This is a genomic window from Rhodococcus sp. NPDC055024 (genome assembly GCF_053608585.1).
Genome location: NZ_JBSGVT010000001.1, coordinates 418,007 through 441,370 on the forward strand (window position 1 = coordinate 418,007; position 23,364 = coordinate 441,370).

At 62.2% G+C, this 23,364-nt stretch carries 23 protein-coding genes; 13 read left to right on the top strand and 10 right to left on the bottom strand.

Annotation, left to right across the window (positions count from 1 at the left end):
• Positions 1–38: 38 nt before the first annotated feature.
• Entirely contained in the window at positions 39–1,010 is a 972-nt protein-coding gene (locus tag ACWF6P_RS01935) for a GlxA family transcriptional regulator (RefSeq protein ID WP_452619769.1), read from the top strand.
• A 30-nt stretch (positions 1,011–1,040) separates the two neighbouring features.
• Positions 1,041–1,418 carry a DUF5313 family protein gene (locus tag ACWF6P_RS01940; protein ID WP_003943558.1) on the top strand — a complete coding sequence of 126 codons (378 nt, stop codon included), beginning with the start codon at positions 1,041–1,043 and terminating at the stop codon, positions 1,416–1,418.
• Between the two features lie 7 nt (positions 1,419–1,425).
• Here the strand turns inward: ACWF6P_RS01940 and ACWF6P_RS01945 are convergent, their stop codons facing one another.
• Together ACWF6P_RS01945 and ACWF6P_RS01950 are read right to left on the bottom strand one after the other, a co-directional pair.
• Positions 1,426–3,105 carry an oleate hydratase gene (locus tag ACWF6P_RS01945; RefSeq protein ID WP_452619770.1) on the bottom strand — a complete coding sequence of 560 codons (1,680 nt, stop codon included), beginning with the start codon at positions 3,103–3,105 and terminating at the stop codon, positions 1,426–1,428.
• 94 nt (positions 3,106–3,199) lie between these two features.
• The gene (locus tag ACWF6P_RS01950; RefSeq protein ID WP_452619771.1) at positions 3,200–4,078 is read right to left on the bottom strand and encodes a TetR family transcriptional regulator; all 879 of its coding nucleotides are present in this window, start codon (positions 4,076–4,078) and stop codon (positions 3,200–3,202) included.
• A 163-nt stretch (positions 4,079–4,241) separates the two neighbouring features.
• Here ACWF6P_RS01950 and ACWF6P_RS01955 point away from each other — a divergent pair, with 163 nt between their 5' ends.
• The 3 genes from ACWF6P_RS01955 to ACWF6P_RS01965 all read left to right on the top strand — a co-directional run bounded on the left by ACWF6P_RS01955 (position 4,242) and on the right by ACWF6P_RS01965 (position 8,669).
• Positions 4,242–5,195, top strand: coding sequence for a cyclase family protein (locus tag ACWF6P_RS01955; RefSeq protein WP_007735859.1), 954 nt, complete (start codon positions 4,242–4,244; stop codon positions 5,193–5,195).
• Positions 5,192–6,841 carry a class I adenylate-forming enzyme family protein gene (locus tag ACWF6P_RS01960; RefSeq protein ID WP_452619772.1) on the top strand — a complete coding sequence of 550 codons (1,650 nt, stop codon included), beginning with the start codon at positions 5,192–5,194 and terminating at the stop codon, positions 6,839–6,841. The genes ACWF6P_RS01955 and ACWF6P_RS01960 overlap by 4 nt, the downstream gene beginning before the upstream one ends.
• 379 nt (positions 6,842–7,220) lie before the next feature.
• Positions 7,221–8,669 carry a histidine-type phosphatase gene (locus tag ACWF6P_RS01965; RefSeq protein WP_452619773.1) on the top strand — a complete coding sequence of 483 codons (1,449 nt, stop codon included), beginning with the start codon at positions 7,221–7,223 and terminating at the stop codon, positions 8,667–8,669.
• Here the strand turns inward: ACWF6P_RS01965 and ACWF6P_RS01970 are convergent.
• A complete protein-coding gene (locus ACWF6P_RS01970) occupies positions 8,615–8,998 on the bottom strand; it encodes a helix-turn-helix domain-containing protein (protein ID WP_452619774.1) in 384 nt (127 codons plus the stop codon). The two genes, ACWF6P_RS01965 and ACWF6P_RS01970, sit on opposite strands and share 55 nt — an antisense overlap.
• Positions 8,999–9,147: 149 nt before the next feature.
• Complete coding sequence (locus ACWF6P_RS01975) at positions 9,148–9,606, bottom strand: hypothetical protein (protein ID WP_230816135.1); 459 nt, start codon at positions 9,604–9,606, stop codon at positions 9,148–9,150.
• A gap of 171 nt (positions 9,607–9,777) precedes the next feature.
• Between ACWF6P_RS01975 and ACWF6P_RS01980 the strand changes: the two genes are divergently transcribed.
• Positions 9,778–10,674 carry an oxygenase MpaB family protein gene (locus tag ACWF6P_RS01980; protein WP_452619775.1) on the top strand — a complete coding sequence of 299 codons (897 nt, stop codon included), beginning with the start codon at positions 9,778–9,780 and terminating at the stop codon, positions 10,672–10,674.
• 48 nt (positions 10,675–10,722) lie between these two features.
• On the opposite strand, the gene ACWF6P_RS01985 is transcribed toward ACWF6P_RS01980, so the two are convergent.
• Both ACWF6P_RS01985 and ACWF6P_RS01990 read right to left on the bottom strand, forming a co-directional pair.
• Positions 10,723–10,860: a hypothetical protein gene (locus ACWF6P_RS01985; RefSeq protein WP_452619776.1), complete on the bottom strand. Its 138-nt coding sequence runs from the start codon at positions 10,858–10,860 to the stop codon at positions 10,723–10,725.
• Positions 10,857–11,321 (bottom strand): GNAT family N-acetyltransferase, encoded by a 465-nt coding sequence (locus ACWF6P_RS01990; RefSeq protein ID WP_452619777.1) that lies wholly within the window; start codon positions 11,319–11,321, stop codon positions 10,857–10,859. Before ACWF6P_RS01990 ends, ACWF6P_RS01985 begins: the two co-directional genes overlap by 4 nt.
• Positions 11,322–11,471: 150 nt before the next feature.
• Here ACWF6P_RS01990 and ACWF6P_RS01995 point away from each other — a divergent pair, with 150 nt between their 5' ends.
• Complete coding sequence (locus ACWF6P_RS01995) at positions 11,472–12,104, top strand: hypothetical protein (RefSeq protein ID WP_452619778.1); 633 nt, start codon at positions 11,472–11,474, stop codon at positions 12,102–12,104.
• On the opposite strand, the gene ACWF6P_RS02000 is transcribed toward ACWF6P_RS01995, so the two are convergent.
• The 3 genes from ACWF6P_RS02000 to ACWF6P_RS02010 are packed head-to-tail and all read right to left on the bottom strand — an operon-like array spanning position 12,058 to position 15,423.
• Complete coding sequence (locus ACWF6P_RS02000) at positions 12,058–13,002, bottom strand: tyrosine-protein phosphatase (RefSeq protein ID WP_452619779.1); 945 nt, start codon at positions 13,000–13,002, stop codon at positions 12,058–12,060. The two genes, ACWF6P_RS01995 and ACWF6P_RS02000, sit on opposite strands and share 47 nt — an antisense overlap.
• A 37-nt stretch (positions 13,003–13,039) precedes the next feature.
• The gene (locus tag ACWF6P_RS02005) at positions 13,040–14,203 is read right to left on the bottom strand and encodes a hypothetical protein (RefSeq protein WP_452619780.1); all 1,164 of its coding nucleotides are present in this window, start codon (positions 14,201–14,203) and stop codon (positions 13,040–13,042) included.
• Positions 14,200–15,423, bottom strand: coding sequence for a phosphotransferase family protein (locus ACWF6P_RS02010; RefSeq protein ID WP_452619781.1), 1,224 nt, complete (start codon positions 15,421–15,423; stop codon positions 14,200–14,202). Before ACWF6P_RS02010 ends, ACWF6P_RS02005 begins: the two co-directional genes overlap by 4 nt.
• A gap of 124 nt (positions 15,424–15,547) precedes the next feature.
• On the opposite strand from ACWF6P_RS02010, the gene ACWF6P_RS02015 reads away from it, so the two are divergent.
• Together ACWF6P_RS02015 and rraA are read left to right on the top strand one after the other, a co-directional pair.
• A complete protein-coding gene (locus tag ACWF6P_RS02015) occupies positions 15,548–16,171 on the top strand; it encodes a TetR/AcrR family transcriptional regulator (RefSeq protein ID WP_452619782.1) in 624 nt (207 codons plus the stop codon).
• 30 nt (positions 16,172–16,201) lie between these two features.
• The gene (gene rraA, locus ACWF6P_RS02020) at positions 16,202–16,678 is read left to right on the top strand and encodes a ribonuclease E activity regulator RraA (protein WP_003943552.1); all 477 of its coding nucleotides are present in this window, start codon (positions 16,202–16,204) and stop codon (positions 16,676–16,678) included.
• A 15-nt stretch (positions 16,679–16,693) separates the two neighbouring features.
• Here rraA and ACWF6P_RS02025 read toward each other — a convergent pair whose 3' ends face one another.
• Positions 16,694–16,921, bottom strand: coding sequence for an RNA-binding S4 domain-containing protein (locus ACWF6P_RS02025; RefSeq protein ID WP_003943569.1), 228 nt, complete (start codon positions 16,919–16,921; stop codon positions 16,694–16,696).
• 88 nt (positions 16,922–17,009) lie between these two features.
• On the opposite strand from ACWF6P_RS02025, the gene lysX reads away from it, so the two are divergent.
• From lysX to ACWF6P_RS02045, 4 genes are all read left to right on the top strand, one after another.
• Positions 17,010–20,366, top strand: coding sequence for a bifunctional lysylphosphatidylglycerol synthetase/lysine--tRNA ligase LysX (gene lysX / locus ACWF6P_RS02030; RefSeq protein WP_452619783.1), 3,357 nt, complete (start codon positions 17,010–17,012; stop codon positions 20,364–20,366).
• 13 nt (positions 20,367–20,379) lie between these two features.
• Entirely contained in the window at positions 20,380–21,270 is an 891-nt protein-coding gene (locus ACWF6P_RS02035; RefSeq protein ID WP_452619784.1) for an alpha/beta fold hydrolase, read from the top strand.
• A gap of 78 nt (positions 21,271–21,348) precedes the next feature.
• Positions 21,349–22,758, top strand: coding sequence for a diguanylate cyclase (locus ACWF6P_RS02040; RefSeq protein ID WP_452619785.1), 1,410 nt, complete (start codon positions 21,349–21,351; stop codon positions 22,756–22,758).
• 5 nt (positions 22,759–22,763) lie between these two features.
• Complete coding sequence (locus ACWF6P_RS02045) at positions 22,764–23,363, top strand: histidine phosphatase family protein (RefSeq protein WP_452619786.1); 600 nt, start codon at positions 22,764–22,766, stop codon at positions 23,361–23,363.
• The last annotated feature ends 1 nt before the right edge of the window (position 23,364 follow it).

The following is a 23,364-nucleotide window of genomic DNA, read 5'->3' on the forward strand; positions in this document are numbered from 1 at the left end:
ACAGTGGCCAGATTGCCAATATATGAAAGAATCGAGCCATGTCTGGTCCGCATCGCGTAGTCGTCCTGGCTCTGAATGGAGTCATCCCCTTCGAACTCGGGATCCCCGCGCGCATCTTCGGGCGTGCCCTCGACGTCGAGGATCGGCCGCTGTACGAGATCCTGACCTGCACCGTCGACGGCAATCCCGTGAAGACCGACGCGGACTTCAGCATCTCGGTCGACCACGGGAGTGAACTGCTCGCCACCGCCGACACCGTCGTCATACCCGCGTCGTACGAGTTGGGTCCGGCCTACGAAGACGGTTACCTCTCCCCCGAGTTGGCCGCAGCTTTCCAACACATCCGGCCGGGCACTCGGCTGGTCTCGATCTGCACAGGCTCTTACATCCTTGCCGCGGCGGGTTTGCTCGACGGACTCCGCGCCACGACGCACTGGCGCAACACCGACCATTTCCAGCGTGTCTATCCCAAGGTGAACGTGGATCCGGACGTGCTGTTCGTCGACGAAGGCCACATCCTGACCTCGGCCGGGGTGGCGTCGGGAGTCGACCTCTGCCTGCACATCGTCAGGCGTGACCACGGCATGGAAGTGGCGAACACCGTCGCGAGGCGTTGCGTCGTACCGCCGTGGCGCGACGGTGGCCAAGCGCAGTACATCCGGCGCCCCCTGGCCGACAAGCCTTCGGAATCGACTGCCGACGCTCGGCACTGGGCCCTCGAACATCTAGGCGAGCCGATCACCCTGGCGGACCTGGCGACGCGCGCCAACATGAGCGTCCGCACGTTCAGCCGTCGATTCCGCGACGAAGTCGGAACCACACCGAACCGCTGGTTGACCAGCAGACGCGTCGATCGGGCGCGGGAACTACTGGAGGAATCCGATCTGTCGATCGATGCGATTGCTGCTCGAACCGGCTTCGGGACTGCGACATCCATGCGTCAACACATGAACGAGGCCCTCGGCGTTTCACCGAGCGCCTACCGACGCACGTTCAAGGCACCGGTGTAAGCGGCAGTACCAGGCACTATCCTGGAGGCCATGGCCGAACAGACTCGCCCGAACTTTCCTCAGTACTGCGGATACCTCCTGGGGAAGACGCTCCCCGACCGGTATCAGGACTGGGTTCGGAACGATCTGGTCGGCCCGGGTGCGCAGGCCCGCTACATCATCCGCTTCACCGTGCCGGCGACGCTGATTCTTCTGCTGTTCCTCTTGATCCCGGGACCGATCTGGATTCCCTTGGCCATGATGGCCTTGTTGCTCATCCCGCTCGCGTACTTCGTCGTGGCGCTCGGGACCATCTACCGCCGTCACCGCCTGCTGAGCCACGGACTCGATCCCGAACTGCTCGACGAGAAGGCCCAGCGCCGTGCCGATCGCACTCGCGAGGACTACGAGAAGCGGCACGGTCGCTGAGCACCCCTCAGCGGAACATCGTCACTGCGGCCTTGGCGAGGACCTTCGGATCCTTCTCGTAGTGATGCATCTTGGTGAGCTTGTCTTCCGGAATCCCCAGGAACTTGTAGACGGCCACCTGAGCGCAGCGCACCGAGTACTGCTCGGTGAACACCATGTCGAACGGCAGCTCCGCGAACTGACTGATGAACGCCAGGTTCTTGGAGTGCTTCGGCACCACCAGCGGCCGGTCGCCGACGGCGCGCCGATTGAACAGCGCACTGGCGTAAGGCATATGGCTGGGAATCGAATTCACGACGCTGTCCATGATCTCTTGTCGGCGCGCGGCGAGCGCACCGCTCTCGTCGAGCGCCTCGAGGTGTCCGAGCGTCTCTTCCAGCATTTCCCGCCCGGTCATCTCGATGAACGGCTTCTTCACGTAGTCGCCGTCCTTGCGCGGGAACAGACAGTAACCCCAGAAGACTCCTTCGTTCTCCTTCTGCGCGTGGTAGTGCGGCTGATGGTGGACCACGATCGACAGAAGCACGTTCGAGTCCACGAACGTGTTGAGCGCATTTCCGGGGAGCTGCTTGGTGATTCGGGAAATCTCGTTGATGAGTTCGTGTGACGACGTGGTGACGGTGAAGCTGGTCCACTCACTCTGCTCCCGATCCCCGAAGAACTTGTCGGGATTCCCGAGGTCGTAGAAATGCTCGGTAGCCTGCTTCCACAGCAGTGCACTCGGCGCGTACCTCATATCTTCCACGATCGGGGTATCCAGATCGCCGATCGACGAGCTGTCGGTGATGCTGCCGTTGGTGTCGAAGACGAAATCGCCCTCCGCTACGTCGATTCGGCCCTTCTCACCAGTGCGGACGTTTTCGTAGTCGAGTCCCGTCACGATGATCTCGTCTCGTAGCGGAGTGTCCTTGAACACGAACTCCGTGATCTTCAATTCGTTGACGAACTTCACGCCCTTACCTTCGAGGAAGGTCCGCATCGGCACGATGATGCTCTCGTACTGGTTGTATGGAGACCTGGTGACACCGGCGAGCGTCTGAATGCGACTGAACTCGAGAATCATTCGGTTCATGTACCGGCGAAGCTCCATCGCCGAACTCACCCGCTTGAAAGCAAATGTGGTCTCCCACATGTACCAGAAGTTGGTGGTGAAGAAGTGCGGAGTGTCCTCGAACCACTGCTCGATGCTGATGTCGTCCAGTTTTGCCTCGTCCGACTCCGGCATCGTCATCAGTTTCGTCAACAAGTAGCGATCCTTGTTGTCGAATTGCATGTGCTTGTAGTCGTTCTCACCCTTGTTGCGAATGCCGTCTCGGTCGATCAACCGTGCAACGTCGTGCGTCGGATGTGCGTGGTCGAAATCGAGGATGTCATCCGTCACCGATTTTCCCGGGTTGTCCAGCGACGGAACCGCACTCAGCACGTCCCAGAGGTTCTCGTAGGTCTCCTCGTTGAGCATGCGCCCGCCACGATTGATGAAACCCGCGTCGTTTCCGAGCTCGCGATGACCGTACTGGTGCTGGAAGGTAGCGGCAGATTCGCCGTCGTTCGCTCCATGCATGTCCAGCCCCATGATGGTGATGTCCGCACCATCCCACTCACCGTCTCGAATCAAATAGATCGCCGCCGAAAGGTTTCCGATGCCGGCGCCGATCATGTAGGCCTTGTGAGACAGCTTGGAAGACATTAGGTTTCGTTCCTTACTCGAGTCGCGGTACGGATACCTTCCAAGCATGGACCCGTTTGCGCGCAGGCGCATCACCCGAACCGGATGACGTCCGTCACGGTCTTCGGTAGCGCACCAGATCGAGCGCAAAACGCGCATAGTCGCGTGCGATTTCCTCGGGCGTTTGTGGTCCGCTCGGCCGATACCATTGCGCGACAGAGACACACATCACGACGATTGCACGCGCAGCCTGTCGCGGTCGATCCGTCCCGAACACACCGGCGGCGATTCCGTCGTCGACTTGCTTCGTCGTCAACCACTGCTGGTAGTTGCGTGATTCCGTGATGCGCAACCTGTTCTCGTCTGTGAGACTGCGCATTTCGCTGGCACCCAGGAAACCTTGATCGCGGCGATAGATATGGAACAAGGTCACACATTCGACGAGCAGAGCCAGCCTTTCAGAGGGACTTTCGCCCTCGTCGATTGCGGCCAACGATCTCGTGTTGAGTTCGGCCATGGTGAGGTCGAGAATTTCGGCCAACATTTGTTGCTTGCTGGAATAGTGGTGGTACAGACCCGGCACACTCATCTGCGCGCGCTTGGCGATCTCACGCATCGCAGCGCCGTGATATCCGGTCTTCACCATCTCCGCGAGCGCGGCCGCCAACACCGAATCGAATGAACTCGGGCCGAACCTTCGCCACTCGTTCGGTCGCATAGGTGCGCTCGGGTCCGCGTCGTCGCCACCCCATCGTGGCTGTTCCGGCGGACGCACTATCGCGGCCGGGAGCAGTGCGTCGAAACGCACTCCGAGGATCCCCCCGATCGCCGCCAACCTGTCGACGCTGACCCTGGTCTTTCCGGTCTCGACGGCGCTGAGGGTAGCCGCGCTGACATCGAGACGCCTGGCCAATTCGCGCAGCGAGAGCCCGCTGTGACGCCGCGCCTGCCGGATCGACGCTCCGATCAGGACGGCATTCTCGATTTCGGTCACGGTGTTCAGTATTGCCGAACATTGGATTTCCAACAATGCGATGACCACGGCAATCGGTGAACATGTTGACTACTGATTATCGGCCTGAACATGATGTGGATCACAGAGAACCAGGTCCGCCCGAGCGATCGTTCGGTGTCGGTAGCGAGAGGATCGAATCACCATGACCGAGGCGCCATATCTTGGAGAACTCCTGCGCGACGCACCCAGCAACTGGGGCAAGTGGGGAGAGTCCGACGAGGTCGGTTCACTGAACTACCTCGACGCCGGACAGGTGCTTCGTGGCGTCGGAACCATCAAGCAGGGTTCCGTGTTCACACTTCAACGGCTCATCGGCGATCCCAAGGGAGATCCGGTCTGGCCGGGACGCAGCCCTGCCGAGCGCACGCAGATCTTCGACGAGAGCAGCTGGGACGGCGACGACGCCCCCAACTTCCCCGGCGGCCTGCATTACGCGGACGACAAGATCGACGCATTCCTGCAGGGTTCGACGCAGTACGACGCACTCGGCCACGTCTGGTACGACGGTGCGCTGTGGAACGGATACTCCGCTGACACGACTGTCGGCGGCCTCGAGAAGGCCAGCGTCGAACCGATTGCCGACCGCGGCGTCGTCGGACGCGCAGTACTTCTCGACATGGCAAAGTTCCGCGGCAAGGAAAACCTCGACAAGGCCGAAACATTCACGCACCATGATCTTTTGGCCTGTGCCGAAGCGCAGGGCGTCACCATCGAGAAGCGTGACATCCTCGTCATCCGCACCAACTTCCTCAAGCTGTTCTTCGACCAGGGCGAAGCCTTCTACGAGGGCTTCTGCGAGCCCGGCCTGATCTACAGCCCCGAACTCGTCCAGTGGTTCCAGGACATGGAGATCCCCAACCTGGTCACCGACACCATCGCCAACGAGGTCACCACCGACCCCGAAAACGGTGTGGCACTGGTACTCCACAACGCTCTCATGCGCAACCTCGGAGTGGTGTTCACCGAGATCTGCGATCTGGAGAAGCTGGCCGCAGACTGCGCGGCCGACGGCCAGTACACGTTCCTGTACGTCGCCGCGCCACTCAAGGTTGCCAAGGCCAGCGGCTCTCCCGTGAATCCGGTTGCCATCAAATGACATACGAAGATCGCCCTTGGTTGGCGTTGTACCGCAACGACGTTCCCCCCGACATCGACGTCGAACACCCCACGATGCTCGAAATGTTGGCAGCGGCGGTCCGCTCTGATCCGGACGCCACGGCTGTGAAGTACTTCGACGGTCAACTCAGCTTCGCCGAACTGGATCAGCAGAGTGACGCGCTGGCCCGAGCACTCCGAGCCGGCGGACTCGTGAAGGGTGACCGCGTCGCCCTGTTCCTCCAGAATGTTCCGCAGTTCGTGCTCGCCCTCGCCGGAATCTGGAAAGCCGGCGGCGTCGCAGTCTCGATCAATCCCATGAGCCGTGAACGAGAACTGGGATACCAACTCGAAGATTCCGGAGCAGCGGTTCTCATCGCTCTCGAGGGGCTCTACGAGTCCGTGGGCCGCAACGTCGTCTCCGACTCGCCGGTCAGGCGAGTTATCACCACCTCGGAACTCGAGTACCAAAGTCGCAACGATCCAAGGATTTTCGACGGAATCGTCAAGAAGGACCTCGGCACGGACGATCTTGCGACCATGATCGACGAACATCGGCTCGGCGATCCGGTCACCACTGACGTCGCACCGGAAGACATCGCGGTACTGACCTATACGTCGGGAACCACCGGTCCGCCGAAGGGGGCGATGACCTCTCACGCGAACATGACCTTCAATTCCCAGGTGTACCGGGACTGGCTGGGGCTCACCCCGAAAGACACCGTTCTCGGCGTCGCACCGCTCTTCCACATCACGGGGTTGATCGGCCACATCGCTGTGTCCGTCCTGACGAGAATGCCGCTGGTGCTGGCCTACCGATTCCAACCCGAGGTGATGCTCGACGCGATTCGTGAGCACCAACCGACATTCACAGTCGGAGCCATCACCGCGTTCACCGCGCTGCTCAACACTCCGGGCTGCGCGCCGGAAGACTTCACCTCCATGCGGTTGCTCTACTCCGGCGGCGCACCCATCTCGCCGACTGCCGCCGAGGCCGTCCGCGCCATGACCGGTGCTGCGCTGCACAACATCTACGGGCTGACCGAGACCACGTCGCCCACTCACGCCGTTCCCGTCGGGGCGGATACGCCCGTCGACCCCACGTCCGGGGCACTGTCCGTCGGCGTTCCAGTACCCAACACCGTGGTCCGCATCGAAGACGAGGGCGGTGCGGTCCTGCCGATCGGAGAGATCGGCGAATTGGTCGTCCGTGGTCCACAGGTAGTGCGCGGTTACTGGAACAAGCCGGAGGAGAGTGCGTCGGCCATTCGCGACGGGTGGTTCCACACCGGCGACGTGGGGTTCATGGACGAAGCCGGCTGGTTCTACGTCGTCGACCGTAAGAAGGACATGATCATCGCGTCCGGCTACAAGGTGTGGCCACGCGAGGTCGAGGACGTTCTTGCCGAGCACCCCGCAGTCCGTGAGGCGGCAGTCGTCGGTATCGCCGACGAATACCGCGGTGAGACGGTGAAGGCGTTTGTCAGCCTCGTCGCGGGGGCATCGGTGACGCCGGACGAACTGATCGATCACTGCAAACAGCGGATGGCGGCGTACAAATACCCACGATCCGTGGTGCTCGTGGAGGAACTGCCCAAGACCGTCACCGGCAAGATACTGCGACGGGAACTGCGCACAACCTCCTGATCGACAACGGCAGGCGGGCCTCTTTCGGTCCGCCTGCTGTCTGATCGCGCACAGTTTCCGGTCGACCGCGCCATTGGGGTAATGGAACAGTAATATGTGCTGAGTACCCACAGACAAACGGGAGACATCAGTGAGCAAGTTCGGACGTAAGAAGCAGCCCACACCCAAGAGCTACCAGTGGCTGGCCATGACCCTCATAGCGTTGTCGCTCTCCGTGTCGATCGGGATTGCCGCCAAACCCTCCTGAGCTTCGCGAATCCGAAACTTGTAACCCCGCGTCCATCTGCACATGGGCAAATAGGAGCAATTCGGACGCTTAGCTGTTCTAACTTTCCTTCCGTCGTGTCACCTCGGCACCGACGGAGAGGATCAACTCACCATGCGAAGCTCACGCTTCGGCGTGCTGGCCGCTGCCGGCGCTGTCGGACTAGTGCTTGTCACCAGCAGCGTCCAGTCCATCGCCACGGCGTCACCGTTCGGTTCGCTCGAGGCCGGTTCGAGTTCCGGTTCGGCCGAGACCCCGGCGTCGACCGACGGCGGCTTCACGTCCAAGACGCCGTACTCCCCCGGCCAACGCATCGCCGATTATCAGGCCCCGCCGACGGGATACTCCCCGGTGTACACGGAAAGCGTTGCACGCCACGGTTCCCGGGCACTGTCGAGCCTGAAGTACGACGATCTGAGCCTGCAGCTGTGGGAAATCGCAGAAGCCGAGAACGCATTGACTCCCGTCGGCAAGGAGTTCGGCCCGGCGCTTCGTGATCTCATAGCCGCCAACAAAAAGCTCGGATACGGCAACCTCAGTGGACTCGGGGTCACCGAGCATCGGCAACTCGGAGCGCGGGTCACCGAGCGCCTCCCGCAACTGTTCGACGCCATCGCAGCGCGACAGGGAACCATCACGTTGACCTCGTCGGGTGTCGACCGTGCCGTGGACAGCGCTGACAACTTCGCTCAGGGCATGACCGGTGCGTTTCCAGCCGTCGCCGGCGATGTTGCACCGGTGACGACGGATGCCGATCTCCTCTACTTCCACGATTCCGACGCAAATGCCGACTACAAGGACTACGAAGAGTCCGATCCTCGACTGAAAGCCGTCGACGACCAGATCGCCGATCTGCCGCGCACCCGCGAGGTTTCACGGCACATGATGCTCAGGCTCTACTCGGAGGACTTCGTGAACCGCCTGAGCGCGGGTGAGTTCTCACTCGTCGACCGCGGCAAGGGTTCCAGCACGATCGACAACGAGGTCGACGCTGCATACATGCTGTACAACACGTACATCATCACTCCGGGCATGGCCGAAGAAGGCAAGTGGAATTTCGAGCGATTCATCGAACCTGCCGACGCACAATGGCTCGCGTACACGAACGATGCCGAGGACTTCTACGCCAAGGGCCCGGGCTTCACCGGTGAAGACGTCACCTATCGGATGGCAACCGTCCTGCGCGACGAGTTCCTGCGTGCCTTGCAGGAACACACCGATGACGACGCCGTACCGGGAGCGGACTTCCGGTTTGCACACGCAGAAACGATCATCCCCTTCGCCGCGCTCTTGAAACTGCCGGGAAGCACCGTCTCGCAGGCGGAGGGCGACCTCTACACCTATGCGAACAACCCCTGGCGCGGATCGCAGGTCAGCCCGATGGCTGCCAACGTGCAGTGGGACGTCTACGCCGGGCCGGACGGGAAGCGTCTGGTCCGAATGCTCTACAACGAGCGTGAGACAGCCTTTGCGGCGCCGTGCACTCCGGTGAGCGCCGGAAGCTTCTACTACACGCCGGACGAACTGACCCGCTGCCTACCGGAGATTTCACCAGCGGCCTGAGATCCGGCAACTCGGGATCCAGCCAGCGGTCGACGAGGGCGCGCCCATGCCTGATGCAATGCCAGCATGCGCGCCTTCTCGTCGTCTTCCATCAACAAGGCGTCGCAGATCCTCACGATGACCGGAGCCGAAACACCCACGGACGTACCCTGTTCCAACCGTTGGTAGTGGTTGAAACTGATGTCGGCGATCTGTGCGACATCACGCCGACTGAGGCCGTGCATGCGGCGAGCACCCTCGCATCGCATGCCGACCTTTTCGGGTGCAAGGCTGTTTCGTTTCTCGACGAGCATCTGGCTCATCAACTGACGCGCGCTCGACCCGTTCACGTCGCCACCTTTTCCATCCCTGAAATATGCCTTCACCTAACACGTTTCAGAATATGGGATTGGATGGGCGCGGCGGTATCTCCGAGATGACAGATAATCACGCGATACCGCCAACTCTGTGCCTGTTCAGGCTGTGAACCCTGTGACGATCAGGCTATGAACCTGCCGATCGTCGGATTCGACTGGCAGATGGGACTACTGCCCCAGTTGATCGAACCGAACGCCGTCGCAACGACATTGCCGACGCCGGTGTTCACCGTCGCGGAGAGGTACGGGTAAGTCCCTACCAGGTCGACGATTCCGGACTTGCCGGTGTCGGTGTTGACCCACGCAACGGTGACCTGTCCGGCCGCCGGGATAGGCGCAGCTGCCGGGAACGAATCGAAGCGAATGTCGCCCTTGGCAATGGGCGGATTGGCCTCTGGTCCGGACTGGCCGGTGAGACCGGTCAACGAAGCCAGCGACCCCTGATTCGGACACCCGATGGTGACGGCGGCGCCGCCGAAAGGATGTGGCGGATCAGCCGAGGCGACTCCGGCGAACATGACGCTCGCGGCAATCGGTAGTCCGATGGCCGCGAAAACCCCGGCCGTGCGTGTGACGCTCATAGCTGCTCCTCGGGTCGACAACACTTTCCGGATACCCCTGGTACAACGCCCGAAACGAAGGAAAGTCGACTATTCACACCCCCTAGACAACGCGTGTTGTCAGAACTACAGTCGGTGGTGCAGCTCACACCTACCTCTGCCGCATGCAGACCAGCCCCATGGAGTGTTCAGATGAAGCGCTACGACCTCCGCAGTCGCACGGATCGACTCGATCCCGAAACCGATTACGAAGAGATGTCGCGCATTCTCGCGGCACAGGAGTTTCCCTGGGACATCAATCAAGCGCTCAGCTTCGCGCTGTTTCGCACGTACGCAGTCCCCTCCATCGGCAAGCTCCTCTTCTCCACGGGCGAGTTCACCGACAAGGTTCAGAAACGCTACGACGACACCAGCCTGATCCTCGACGCCATCCTCGAGCACGGCCTCAGCAGCACCGAAGGCCGCAAGAGCGTCCGCCGAATGAATCAGATGCACGGCTCGTACGACATCTCCAACGACGACATGCTCTACGTCCTGGCCACCTTCGTCGTCACGCCGGTCAGATGGCTCGACGCATACGGCTGGCGAAAGATGACCGACAACGAGATCCTCGGGTCGACGAACTACTACCGCCACCTGGGTCGGTACATGAACATCAAGGACACGCCTGACACCTACGAGGGATTCGTCAAACTTCTCGACGACTATGAGCGCGAACACTTTTCATTCGACCCCGGCGCGCGAGCCGTCGCCGATTCCACCCTCGAACTGATGTGCACCTTCCCTCCCAACAACCTGGCACCGAAGGCTCTGGTCAAGGGATTCGCATTCGCCCTCATGGACGATCATCTCCTCGACGCCTTCCACTACAAGCACCCGAGCACCGCGATGCGCGTCGTCTCACGCGGAGCGCTGAAGGTCCGAGCGCGTCTGCTGCGATTCTTCCCGGTGCGCACGAAGCGGAAATTCGCCCGCGAACTGCCCAACATCCGCAGCTACCCGAGCGGTTACAAGGTCGAAGACCTCGGCACCTTCCCCGCCGGATGTCCGGTCAAGCACCTCCAGGCAGACCAGCAGGCTCAAGCGTAAACACGCTGGAACGCATCGGATTCACTCACGATTTTGTCCGCGGAACGTTCAGGAGGTGATGGTCATCATTCCGATACCGCCGTACGGACTCGGCGACAGTTGGAAGATCTGGACTCCCTGGTTGATTCCCATCGTGGAGTGGTGGAACTCCTGGCACCCCGCGCTGGGCTGAATAGCCTCACTCATGCCTGAATGCGGGAGGAGTCGCGACCAGTACGACGCAGGGTGATCAATTCATGGTTCGTCTCGGCGTCGTGTCGACGCCCCTCTTCTTCGAAGTCCATCAGTTCATAGAACCTGCGGGCGCGATCGTTGAGGGTGTAAACCTCGAGTGTCACCTCGCCGTGCAGGGTGGCAGCGTGTTCGACCAACGCCCGCCCGACACCCAACCCTTGTGATGCCGGCGCGACGAACAGTCCCCCGATTTCGGAGCCGATCATTCCCAACAGGCCAACGACTTCGGAGCTGTGCTCAGCCACCCAATTATCGGCCTGAATCAGATACACCTCTCGCATCTTCTGCTCACGTTCACCGGTCCCCTCACCCGCAAGGAACGGATGGGCTTCGCGGGCTGCACGAGACCACAGGTCGACGACCACGTCCTCATCCGAGGGCTGGTAGCGGCGAATGATCAGATCCTGGTTCACAATCCGACCATACCCTCAGGCAATTGAGGACTGTCCGGCACTGAAACTGTTCAATTCGCGGATCTACGCACGACGGCCTCGACATAAATCAGTGGGAACAATTCGATTCGTTGCCGCTCCGCAGACAATCAGCTGTGCAAGGGTTATCCGATGACTAGCGGCGATCCGATGACCGACGGTGGAGGCCCGGCATCTTGGTGGAAGGTGACAGCGATTGTCGCCGCAGTGCTTGTCGCCCTCACGTGCGGCGTCATCGTGTGGTCCTTCATGCCGCCGGTTGTGTACTTTCCGTTCTTTGCGCTCGCCGCCTCAGTATTGCTCGGTTTGGGCGGAGTGTGGTTGATACTCAGCCTGATTGGTTGGATGAAGTACAAGACACTGCGTTTGAGCACAATCGCGCCGGTGATAGTCCTCGTCACCGGCGCGCTCGTGACATTGTCCGTCCCTTCGCGTGTTGCGTTTGCATTGTCGAAAGATTCCCTCGAAGCAGTGGCCGCGGATTGCCAGAAGTCGATGGACAACCAAACAATTGGCGTCTATCGGGTCCTCCAGATCTGGCCCGTCGGCAACGGGTGCCGCTTCCACATCGAGGGTGGTCTGATCGATTCGATCGGATTGGCGTACTTGCCTGACGGCGCACCATATCTCGGCAAGCCCCGCCGCGACGGCGAGATCGGTTACCAGGAGTTCGACGGCGACTGGTACACCTTCGTTCAAGCGTTTCAGCAGCGTGAAACTAGCCGACCAGCTTGGCCTTCAGAAGCGCGATCGTGTCCGGGGTGAGTCCGAGACCTTCGGTGAGATAACCGTCGACGGTTCCGTAATCGCTGGTTATCTGCGCGAGTCCAGCTTCCAAATATGACGCGTCGACACCGAGGGCCGGCTCGAGATTGGCCGCTACCTGCGGGCTCAAGGCCTGAGAGATCTGCGCAAGGATCTTCTCGTTGGTCGCCTGAAGGTAGGTGTTGCTCAACAGATAGTCGTCCATGATCGTCTGGGCGGGGACACCGGCGATGGACTGCAGCAACATCGCGGTCCAACCCGTGCGGTCCTTGCCTGAGGTGCAATGGAACAACTGCACCCCGTCACTCGCAGCGATGTCCGAGAGGACCTGCTTGAAGCCGGCACGGCGAACGGGATCGGTGACAAAACTGCGGTTGGTATCGACCAAGAACTGCTTAGCCTCTTCCGGCGACTTGATGGTTGTGGCGAGCTGGGTGAGATCCTTGAACTCGATCGGGATGTTCGTGTACGTCACGCCCTCCGGAAGCTTATCTGCGCCACCGATGAACGGGTTGGAGGTCTCGGTTGCACCGCGCAGGTCATAGGCGTCGGCAAGTCCGAGGCCGGTGAGTGTCGCCTTGTCGGCGTCGCTGGTCGCGGTCAGCGCATTGGACCGGTAGATGACGCCGCGCTTGAGATGCGAGCCATCTGCGGTGGCGTATCCCCTCCCGTCGTTTCCTGCGATGTCGCGAAAGTTCGCCACGGAGGCCAAGTTCGGTGTCGGCGCGAGCACCGGTTCGAGCGAGCCGAGATCGACCGACCCGAGCGATCCCGTGTTCAGAGAACCCAAGTCGAGCGGGATGGCCGTAGCGGGAGCGGCAAACAACAGACCTCCGGTGACAACCAGTGCGGCGGCCTTCGCAGTGCGAGCGAACAATATTCGTGTGCGTGTGGACATGTGGCAGTACCTCTCTTTGTGGTTTGGTGATCTGTAGTCAAGGTGCGACGTCACCGATGCCGGTAAATCCGTATCGCTGATGGGGTCCGATGACTGCTGCCTCGAACAGGCCTGTCCCGGTGCGGGTTACGCCGTCCTCGACGAGGGTGAACCGGGCCAAGTTGTCAACCGGACACAGCATCTTCTTCCACGGTTCGATGTCCGAAACCTTCTCTCGCAGGCCCTGAACCACTAGCTCGCCCTGCCACATCCCGTGGCGCCAATCCTGCTCGAGTCCGTAGCCCGTGCCGACACCGATGTAGTTGGGCAGAATCGGTTCGCAGGTGATTTCCAGAATGTGGTCGGACTCGCCTGGTGCACCGGGACGCCGGAAGTACAGAGTTCCGCTCTTCACCTCGCGTGTACCGGAAATGAAGGTGAGTTGGTGGTCGGGTCGACCCAACCACTCCGGCTCCCGCGAGCGGTCCGCCCAGACGCGAGTGGCATCCTCGAGGATTCGGCGGCCCTGCTGATCTTCTTGAACGATCGTGACGACGGTGAAGTCGCCGAATTGCATGATCGAGTAAATCCAGAAGAAGTTCTGACTGCCTGCTATCGCCGGATCCGCTTTGCGCCCAGGCGGTTCCGCTTCACCGACCGGTCGAACACCCCAAGACCGATCGCGATTACCCCGCCACGTCTCCGGCGTGACGGGAATGACGTCGCCGTCCACGGTCAGAGATCCGGACCACGTGCCTGTCTGCACGAATCGTTGGGTGTCGAAGGTGACTCGTTCCAGCTGACGGTGGAAATGCCTGGCCTCGAGATTGGTCGGACCGTCGGACTCGAAGGTGAGGTCGAAGCTCAGATCCGGCGCCTCGGGGCTCGATTCCAACACCACACGTAGGCGGTGCAGACCCTCGATGATTTCGATTCGCAGTGGGCCTACTGACAGGTCCATTCGGTCGTCACCCAAGGCTCGGGATGCCCGGAAGACTATATGGTCTTCGCCGCGCCGAAGAACCGCAAAGCCGTCGCATACACCAAGATTGGGGTACTGACCGAGACCGATGATGAGAAACATCGGCTCGGTGTCGCCGTCGACGCCGGCATGAGCGTTGAAGTAGTAGCGATCGTAGAAGTTTCGATCCGAGGTGCCCACGTGGCGGATGGTCTCCGCGATCTGATGTACCGGGTAGTCGTCGAGCGGGGACAGTGTCATCGCGCTTCTCCTGTTGTGACCGGGGCTGATGTAACCGGTACTGTTGCGAGCGACTCCCAATAAGTGCCGTCGAGCATGGCTTCGAGCGTCTTGTGGTGCAGGATCATCTCGTCCGGGTTGTCGGGGAACTCTGCCTGACCGAAAGCCACTGCGCGGCTTTGGACTCGGAACATGATCACCGCATGCCGCAACGCGGCGTACACAATGTAGAAATCGAGATCCGCTACCTGGTGGCCGGACAGCGAGCGGTAGGCATCGGCCACGTCCTCACGACGCAGGAAGTCCGGCATCCCGGGGAGGCCGGCCATGGCCGCAAGATCCTCGAAGAACCTGTGCTGGAATATCATCCAGCCGAGGTCCAGCTCACGCGGCCCTAACGTTGCCATCTCCCAATCGAGGACCGCCGCCGGTTCGAAGTCGCGGTAGATGATGTTTCCGATCCGAGAGTCACCCCAGCAGAGCACCGCGGAACCGGCGTCGGCGGGGAAGTTCGCCTCGATCCAGTCGAAACCGCGCTCGATCAACGGGGATCCTGGTCCGTCGGCGGTTGCCCACTCGTAATAGCGGCGCTGCTCTTCGAGATGGGCGCGAAGTGCTTCTGTGCCAGTCGGTTCGGCACCGTCGCGACACAGTTCGGGGAGAGCCAGGTGCGGATCGGCCATCGCGTGCAACTCCGCAAGTACACGGACCGATGACTGCTGGAGTCGAGAACAGTCGTCGGCTGAAGCCTCCGAGAGCCAGGATCCGAACGTGTACGGCATGACGTCGGGCGGGATTTCACCGTCACGCCGCTCCATCACGAAGAACTCGCCGCCGAGCGCGTCCGGATTGCTCTCGGACCAGTACACCCGCGGGACCGGCACCGAAGTGTGAGCAGCGACGGCGCTCATCACCTGAAACTGCTGGTCCAAGTTGTACGAAGGGAAGATCGGCACCGCACTGTCTCGTGGAGCGATGCGGGCGACAAGGCGGTGCTCGGCTCGAACCCCGTCCTCGATCCATGTCGCATCGAAGAGCACAGTTTCGTTGGACATGCCGTTCGCGGCCGGCACCTCGACCGAGGTCACGGAAGGTTTCGAGCCTCGCCACAGCACGGTCGCGAGCCAGCTTTCGAGGCTGCGCCGCATCTCGGCTGGGTCGTTGCGGGATTCGCCGGGTCTGGCGAATTCGGCGTAGTCGGGATCTCCGCCTGAGGTTTCTGTTTCGGTTCGAAGGTTCATCACCACTCCTCGTGGTTCGGTGGCGCCGATGCGCAGGTGCCGATAGTCGATACAATATGTATCGACTAAAGCCGTGACAGAATGTAACGGCCATCACAGCGATACCGCAAGGGATTTGCCGAAAATGTCCAAAGATTTCGAAACTCAGCACCGCCTGGGCCCGCAGCGAAACCCTGCAATCGACGACGCAGTACTGGACGCGACCAGGCAACTGTTAGAAGAAAAGGGGTATGCGGGCACGTCCATCGACGCCATCGCCACCCGTGCCGGAGTAGGACGTCCAGCCATCTACCGTCGGTGGCCGTCGAAGGCGCACATCGTCAATGACGCGATTTACCCGGTGCTCGACGTCGAACAGGGCGCCGACATCGACACCGAACTCGGCACCGAGGGCACGATCACGGATCAGATCCGCGCGCTGGTGCACGGCGCGGTTGCACTGTTCGCAGCTCCCGCCACGCGAGCCGCTGCACCCGGGCTGATGAGCGAAGTGCGAACAAACGCGGAATTGCGTGAGGTTCTGGTGGTGCGGCAACTGGCCGGAGTCCGCCTCGAGCTGAACCGTCGATTGGACGCGGCGAGCGAACGCGGCGACATCCGAAGCGGTGTCGACGCCGACGCTCTTCTCGACATCATGGCGGGCGCTGCCATCTTCGCGATGTCCGTTCGGGACGTCCCAGACCCGGGACCGTATGCCGACTCACTCGCCGACATAGTGCTGAACGGCATACTTCCCGACGACAACTAGGCGCGAACCCCGCCGACTATCCTGTGGGGCATGACCGAGCCTGTAGCGACCGCTGACCTTGCCGACGAGATCGGACCCGACATCCGCAGCTGCGACACGCAGTTCACCCAGTTCGGTGGACGTGAAGTTTTTGCCGGCCCCATCACCACCATCAAGTGCTTCCAGGACAACCTGCTCGTGAAGCAGACCCTCAGCGAACCGGGCAACGGCGGAGTCCTCGTCGTCGACGGTGACGCAAGCATCCACACCGCCCTGGTCGGCGACATCATCGCCGGCCGCGGCGTCGACAACGGCTGGGCCGGCGTGATCGTCAACGGTGCTGTCCGCGACTCGGCGATCCTGCGCACCCTCGACATCGGCGTCAAGGCGTTGGGTACCAACCCGCGCAAGAGCACTCAGACCGGTTCGGGTGAGAAGAACGTGCCGATCGAAATCGGCGGCGTCACCTTCAACCCCGGCGAGATCGTCTACAGCGACCAGGACGGCGTCGTAGTTCGCGAAAGCTAGTCAGAAGTCGCGCGATCAGGCGGGGGCTTCCACTTTGGCGGCCATCCCGCCGATCTCGACGACATCTCCGTCACGAAGCTGACGGCCGCGGCGATCTTCGACCTCACCGTTGACCGAAACCATGCCGTCGGCGATCACTTCCTTGGCCTCCGCGCCCGATTCGATGAGGTTCGCGAGCTTGAGAAACTGACCGAGCCGAATCATTTCGTCGCGGATGGGTACTGCTGGAATGTTGTCGGTCATGTCAATCATCTTCCTCCTCCCACAAAACTGGACACGACAGACCACACTTAGCGTGAGGATCTGATCGACCGGTAGGAGAGGAAGCTCGATGGCACCATTGACCGAGGTATCGGACACCACAGCAGAGTTGGTGGAATCGCCACCCGAAAATCCGCGCCAGGCGCGTCGATTCCGCAAAGGGCGGTTCAGCCAGGTTCCCCATATCTCGGGATTGATCCTCGGAGTCTTCTCCGTACTGGTGTTCCTGTGGAGCATCTCGCCGGTACTGCGGCACATCCTGCGCGTCCCACGCGAATACATCGACAGCTACTACTTCGACGCACCGGATACGAGCCTGTCGTGGGCGCTCGTCGTCGCCTTGCTCGCCGCGGCTCTCGCGAGTCGCAAGCGCATCGCCTGGTGGCTGCTGACGATCTACCTGGCGCTGATCACCCTCACCAACATCGCCTCCGCGATCGTCGACAAGAACCCGAACAACGCCGTGGCCGTTGTGGTTCTGCTGATCGTGATCGGAATCCTGATCGCTGCGAGGCCCGAGTTCTACACACGCGTACGACGCGGTGCCGGCTGGAAAGCTCTCGGCGTACTGATCGGCGGCATGGCTGTCGCGACCGTGATCGGTTGGGGTCTGGTCGAACTCTTCCCGGGCGACCTGCCGCAGAACCAACGATTCCTGTGGGCTCTGAACCGCGTCACCGCTGCGGCTTCGGTCGACAACGAGGTGTTCGACGGTCACCCGCGCGTCTTCGTCAACACGGTCCTCGGTCTCCTCGGCGCCATCGCCCTACTCGCCGCCGTCATGACGCTCTTCCGCGCGCAACGCTCCAACAACGCCCTCACCGGAAACGACGAGTCCGCGATTCGCGGATTGATCCAGAACTTCGGCGCCGACGACTCGCTCGCCTACTTCGCCACCCGCCGCGACAAGGCGGTCATCTTCGCACCGAGCGGCAAGGCCGCCATCACGTACCGCGTCGAGATCGGCGTCTGCCTCGCCAGTGGTGATCCCATCGGCGATCCCGAAGCGTGGCCGCACGCCATCGAAGCGTGGCAGGGGCTCGCGTCGCAGTACGGCTGGGCGACGGCCGTCATGGGCGCCAGCGAAACCGGAGCGACGGCGTACAAGAAGGCGGGCCTGAGCGTCCTGCAACTCGGTGACGAAGCGATCCTGCGCACCCGCGAGTTCAATCTCAACGGACGCGACATGCGCCCCGTCCGTCAGGCCGTCACCCGAGTGAGGCGCCACGGCGTCACTGTCCGGATGCGACGCCATCGCGACGTCCCGCCGGAGGACATGGCGGCCGTCATCATCCGCGCCGACGACTGGCGCGACACAGACACCGAGCGCGGCTTCTCCATGGCGCTCGGCCGACTGGGCGATCACCTCGACGGCGACTGCCTCCTCGTCGAAGCCGTCATGGGTGAAGGCACCGAGGACGAAAGCGTCGTCGGCATGCTCTCGCTCGTGCCGTGGGGACCGAACGGCGTTTCGCTCGATCTGATGCGTCGCAAGCCGACTGCGCCCAACGGAGTCATCGAATTGATGGTCGCGGAGTTGGCCACACGCTCGGACGAGATCGGCGTCGTACGGGTCTCGCTCAACTTCGCAGTGTTCCGCTCGGTGTTCGAGGAAGGTTCGCGCATCGGCGCCGGCCCGATCCTCCGCATTTGGCGCTCGGTGCTCGTCTTCTTCTCGCGCTGGTGGCAGCTCGAAGCGCTGTACCGCTCGAATGTGAAGTACCAGCCTGATTGGGAGCCACGCTTCCTCTGCTTCGAAGACAACCGCGAACTGCCGCGCGTCGGATTCGCGTCGGCCATCGCCGAAGGCTTTGTGGTGCTGCCCAGTTTCGGGCGCAAGTCGAGCCAGGTCGTCAAACACACCGGCACGCATGTGGCGGTGCCCGCCGCTCTGGTGACGTCCGAAGGACTGCACGCCGACGGCAGTCCGCCGGACTCGGCGCCGTCGTTCACCACCAACGGCCCGCGTCGACCCGAACAGGTCCGAGTGCGCATGAACAAGCTCGCGCAACTCGCCGACGAAGGGATCGCCGCCTACCCCGTCGCCTACCCGCCGACGCACACGATCGCGGCCGCAGCAAAGTCACCGGAGGGCACCCGTGTACGAATCGCGGGACGCCTCCTGCGAGTCCGCGACTACGGCGGAGTCGTGTTCACGGACGTGCGCGACTGGTCCGGCGACATTCAGGTTCTGGTCGACCAGGACAACGTCGGCCGCGAGAAGTTGGCGGAGTTCGCCGCCGAGTTCGATCTCGGTGACCTGATCGAAGTCAGCGGAACCATCGGACGCAGCCGCAAGGGCGAGCTGTCGCTCATCGCCGTCGAGTGGCGCATGAACGGCAAGTGCCTGCACCCGCTGCCGGACAAGTGGAAGGGCCTCTCGGATCCCGAGACCCGAGTCCGCCAGCGGTACCTCGACATCGCCCTCAACCCGAAGGCCCGCGAACTGCTCGAGGCCCGAAGCGCCGTCGTGAAGTCGCTGCGCGATTCACTCGGTGGTCGCGGATACCTCGAAGTCGAGACCCCGATTCTGCAGCAGGTGCACGGCGGCGCGAATGCCGCTCCGTTCCTGACACACATCAACGCGTACAACCTCGACCTCTATCTCCGCATCGCACCCGAGCTGTACCTGAAGCGCCTGTGCGTCGCCGGTATGGAGAAGGTGTTCGAGATCGGCCGCGTGTTCCGCAACGAGGGCGTCGACTTCAAACACAATCCCGAGTTCACGATCCTCGAGGCGTACGAAGCCCACAGCGACTACGAGGGCATGATGCGGATGTGCCGCGAGCTGATCCAGGCGGCGGCCGTCGCAGCGTTCGGTCGCGAGATCATCATGCGTCCCGGCCCGGACGGCGAACTGGTCGAGGTCGACATCTCCGGCGAGTGGCCGGTGAAGACGATGCACGGCGCCGTCGCCGAAAAACTTGGTGTCGACGTCTCCCCCGAGACAAGTCTCGAAGACCTGCAGAAGCTGTGCGACGCCAACGAGATTCCGTACCAGTCCAGCTGGGACACCGGCGCCATCGCGCAGGAAATGTACGAGCACCTGGTCGAGGACTACACCGAGTTCCCGACGTTCTACACCAACTTCCCCACCTCGATGTCGCCGCTCACCCGGCCGCACCGCAGCATCCCCGGCGTCGCCGAGAAGTGGGACCTGGTGGCGTGGGGTGTCGAACTCGGAACCGCGTACAGCGAGCTGACGGACCCCGTGGATCAGCGCAACAGGCTCACCGAGCAGTCGATGCTGGCGGCCGGCGGTGACCCCGAAGCAATGGAATTGGACGAGGATTTCCTCCAGGCTCTCGAACACGCGATGCCGCCGACGGGTGGTCTCGGGATGGGCGTCGACCGAATCGTCATGCTGATCACGGGTGGCAGTATCCGCGAGACGCTGGCCTTCCCCCTCGCGAAACCGCGTCAGTAGTCCGGATTCTCGCGTGCCGGAATTGTTCCACGTGAAACCACCGGGCGAGATCTTGCAGGTCGGCGAGAGCCGACTGCATGTTCTTGCCGAAGGCGAGGGCCCCGTCGTCGTCCTGTGCGGCGGGCTGGCGGGCAACTGGTTCGACTGGGATGACTGCGCACGTCATCTCCAGTCGGACCACACCGTCGTCCGCTTCGATCGCCCGGGTTTCGGACTCAGTGAGCCGTCACCCGAAGTGCCGACCGTGCACGGTGAAGCTCAGCGGATCCTCGATGTTCTCGACGCTCTGGGGTTGGCGGGGCCGGCCGTCGTGGTCGGCCACTCCATCGCCGGCTTCTACGTCGAAGGCTTCGCGCGCCTGTTCCCCGATCGCGCGGCGGGCATGCTCCTCCTCGACTCCAGTGCCGAGAAAGAGCCGAAACGTCTTTTCCCCCGCGACCTGCTGCTGATCGCCTCCCGAGCCGCCGCGGCTTCGTTCAGCACCACCGGGCTCCAACGACTCCTCGGCACCACGACGCGCAAGATCCTCAACCAGTCCGTGCCGCCGAGCGGGTCGTCCGAAGCCACTCTCGAATGGGTCCGGAAGATCTACCGCGAGCCTCATTATCTGGAAGCGGCGATGATCGAATACGTCGCGTACACCGATATGGCGCTGGAGCTCACCGCTTTACGACGCTCGAGCAAGCATCCACTGCCAGACATCGACCTCAGCGTCGTCGCCGCGCACACGGGCCACACCACTCCCTGGTCCATCGCCTGGATGGCAAAGCAGCAAAAACTCGCCACCTACCTCGGCGGGAGTTTTCACGTCCTGCGTCCGGCGCATCACCACGCCATGATCGATCAGCCCGAGGAGTTGGCGGACTTGATTCGGCGTCTCACGCAGCCGAACCGTCGAGGATGATGCTTCAACCTACAACTCGGACAGTAGCCGGATCATTGCTAGTCTCGGACAGCTTCTGCTTTCTACGACAGGCTGACCATGGACCGTTCGACACGTCGGGTGCGCTCGTGCCTTATTTTCGTGGCGATCCTCGTTGTCGCCCTGGCGGGCATCGCCGCCCGTCCACCCGGGTTTCTGTCGACCTTCTGGCCCGCCAACGCGATCCTTCTGGGCATTCTCCTCCGTAACCCTCGCTCGTTTGCGCCGATCGGACTCGCCGTCGGCGGCGCCGCGCTGCTGACGGCGGATCTTTCGACCGGAAGTTCGGTGCAGCGGGCATTCGAATTGAACGGCATCAATCTGGTCGGGGTGACGACGGGATTGATCGCCGCGAACTTGCTCGGCTGCTTTCCGAGGCGGATCCCCGAGACCAAGTACACAACCAGAATCTTCCTCGTCTCCGTTCTGGCGTCGTTCACGGCCGGGTCCGCGAGCGCGCTACGCACTCAACTTCACGAAGGAAGCGGTGCGGCAACGGAATTGGTGGGGTGGTTCTTCGCCGACCTGTGTACGTATCTGATCGTGCTGCCGATCGTCCTTTCTGCACCGACGCTCGAACACATTCGTAGGACTTTCGGGCCGTCCGTGCGGCAGAGTCTGCGCTTGCGGCGGCTCGCACAGATCCTGGCACCTCTGGCCGCTTTACTGGCCTGTCTGCCACTCGCCCTGGAGGTTCAGGGAGCCCTTGCGCTGCTGCTGCCGATGCCGGCGCTCCTGTGGTGCGCAATGCGTGTCTCACTGTTCAGCACTTCGCTCCTGGCAGCCGGATGGGGCGCGTGGGCACTGGTCATGGCAGGCCAGGGGCGACTGGCACTCGCAGATCCGGTTCATCTGCTCAGCGAGGGTGTGACCACCCGGATCTCCGTCATTCTGATGGCACTCTCCCCCATCGCCGTAGCCGTCGCCACGGGCGCACAGCGACGCGCCGAGCGAGAACTCCAACGCATCGCCGAGTGCGACGCTCTGACCGGAACACTGAGTCGCCACGCGTTCTGGACCCAATCGCAGGAACTCCTCGACGCCCAGCACGCGGCGCAACGACCGATCGCCGTCATGATGCTCGATCTCGACCACTTCAAATCGATCAACGACAACCTCGGCCACCTCGCCGGCGATTCCGTCCTCGAACAGTTCGGTAACACCCTCCTCGCCACTACCGAAGGCCTGGGACTTTCCGGCCGCCTGGGTGGTGAAGAATTCGCCGTCGCGATAGCCGACTGCACCTTCGAGGAAGCAATCCAGCTCGCGGAGAAGATTCGGCTGACTCAGGAGTCCCACGCGCGATCCATTCGCGGTTTCGCGGGGACGGTCAGTATCGGCGTCGCCTGGGTCGACCGGGCGATGCCGGGGATGGAGACTCTGCTCGACATCGCAGACAACGCGATGTACCAGGCAAAACGCGACGGCCGAAACCTCGTGGTGGCGTTCGATCTCTACATGGCAGGGTGACGTAGGTGCAACTACTCCTGATCCGACACGCGCTCCCCGAACTAGCCGAGGTCACCGAAGGCCGCGCCGATCCCTCGCTGACCGACGAAGGCCGTGCCCAGGCACTTCGTCTTCCCGCAGCACTGGCGCCGTACCGGATCACCGGACTATTCAGCAGCCCGCAGAAGCGCGCACTCGAGACCGCGGCCCCGGTAGCGCAGGTAGTGGACCTTCCGGTCACTCAGCTCGAGGGTCTGGCGGAATACGACTACGAGCAGCCCCACTACATCCCGATGCACGAGGTCCTGGAGCGGGCACCGGAAACCTATGCGCGTATCAAAGCCGGCTGGCTCCCGGAGTCGGTGGACGGCGACGCATTTCGTGCGCGAGTCCTCGGTGCGATCGACGAGATAGTCGCGGCGACCGACAACGACGCCACCGTGGCGATCTTCTGCCACGGCGGCGTCGTCAACATCGTTTTGCAGGAACTGCTCGAGCTGGAACGCCCGTTGACCTTCCCGATCGAGTACGTCTCCGTCACGCGAATTCTTGTTTCCCGCAGTGGAAGCCGAAGGGTCGGGTCCATCAACGAAACAGGTCACGTGCGCAACATGTTGCGCGTCTAGC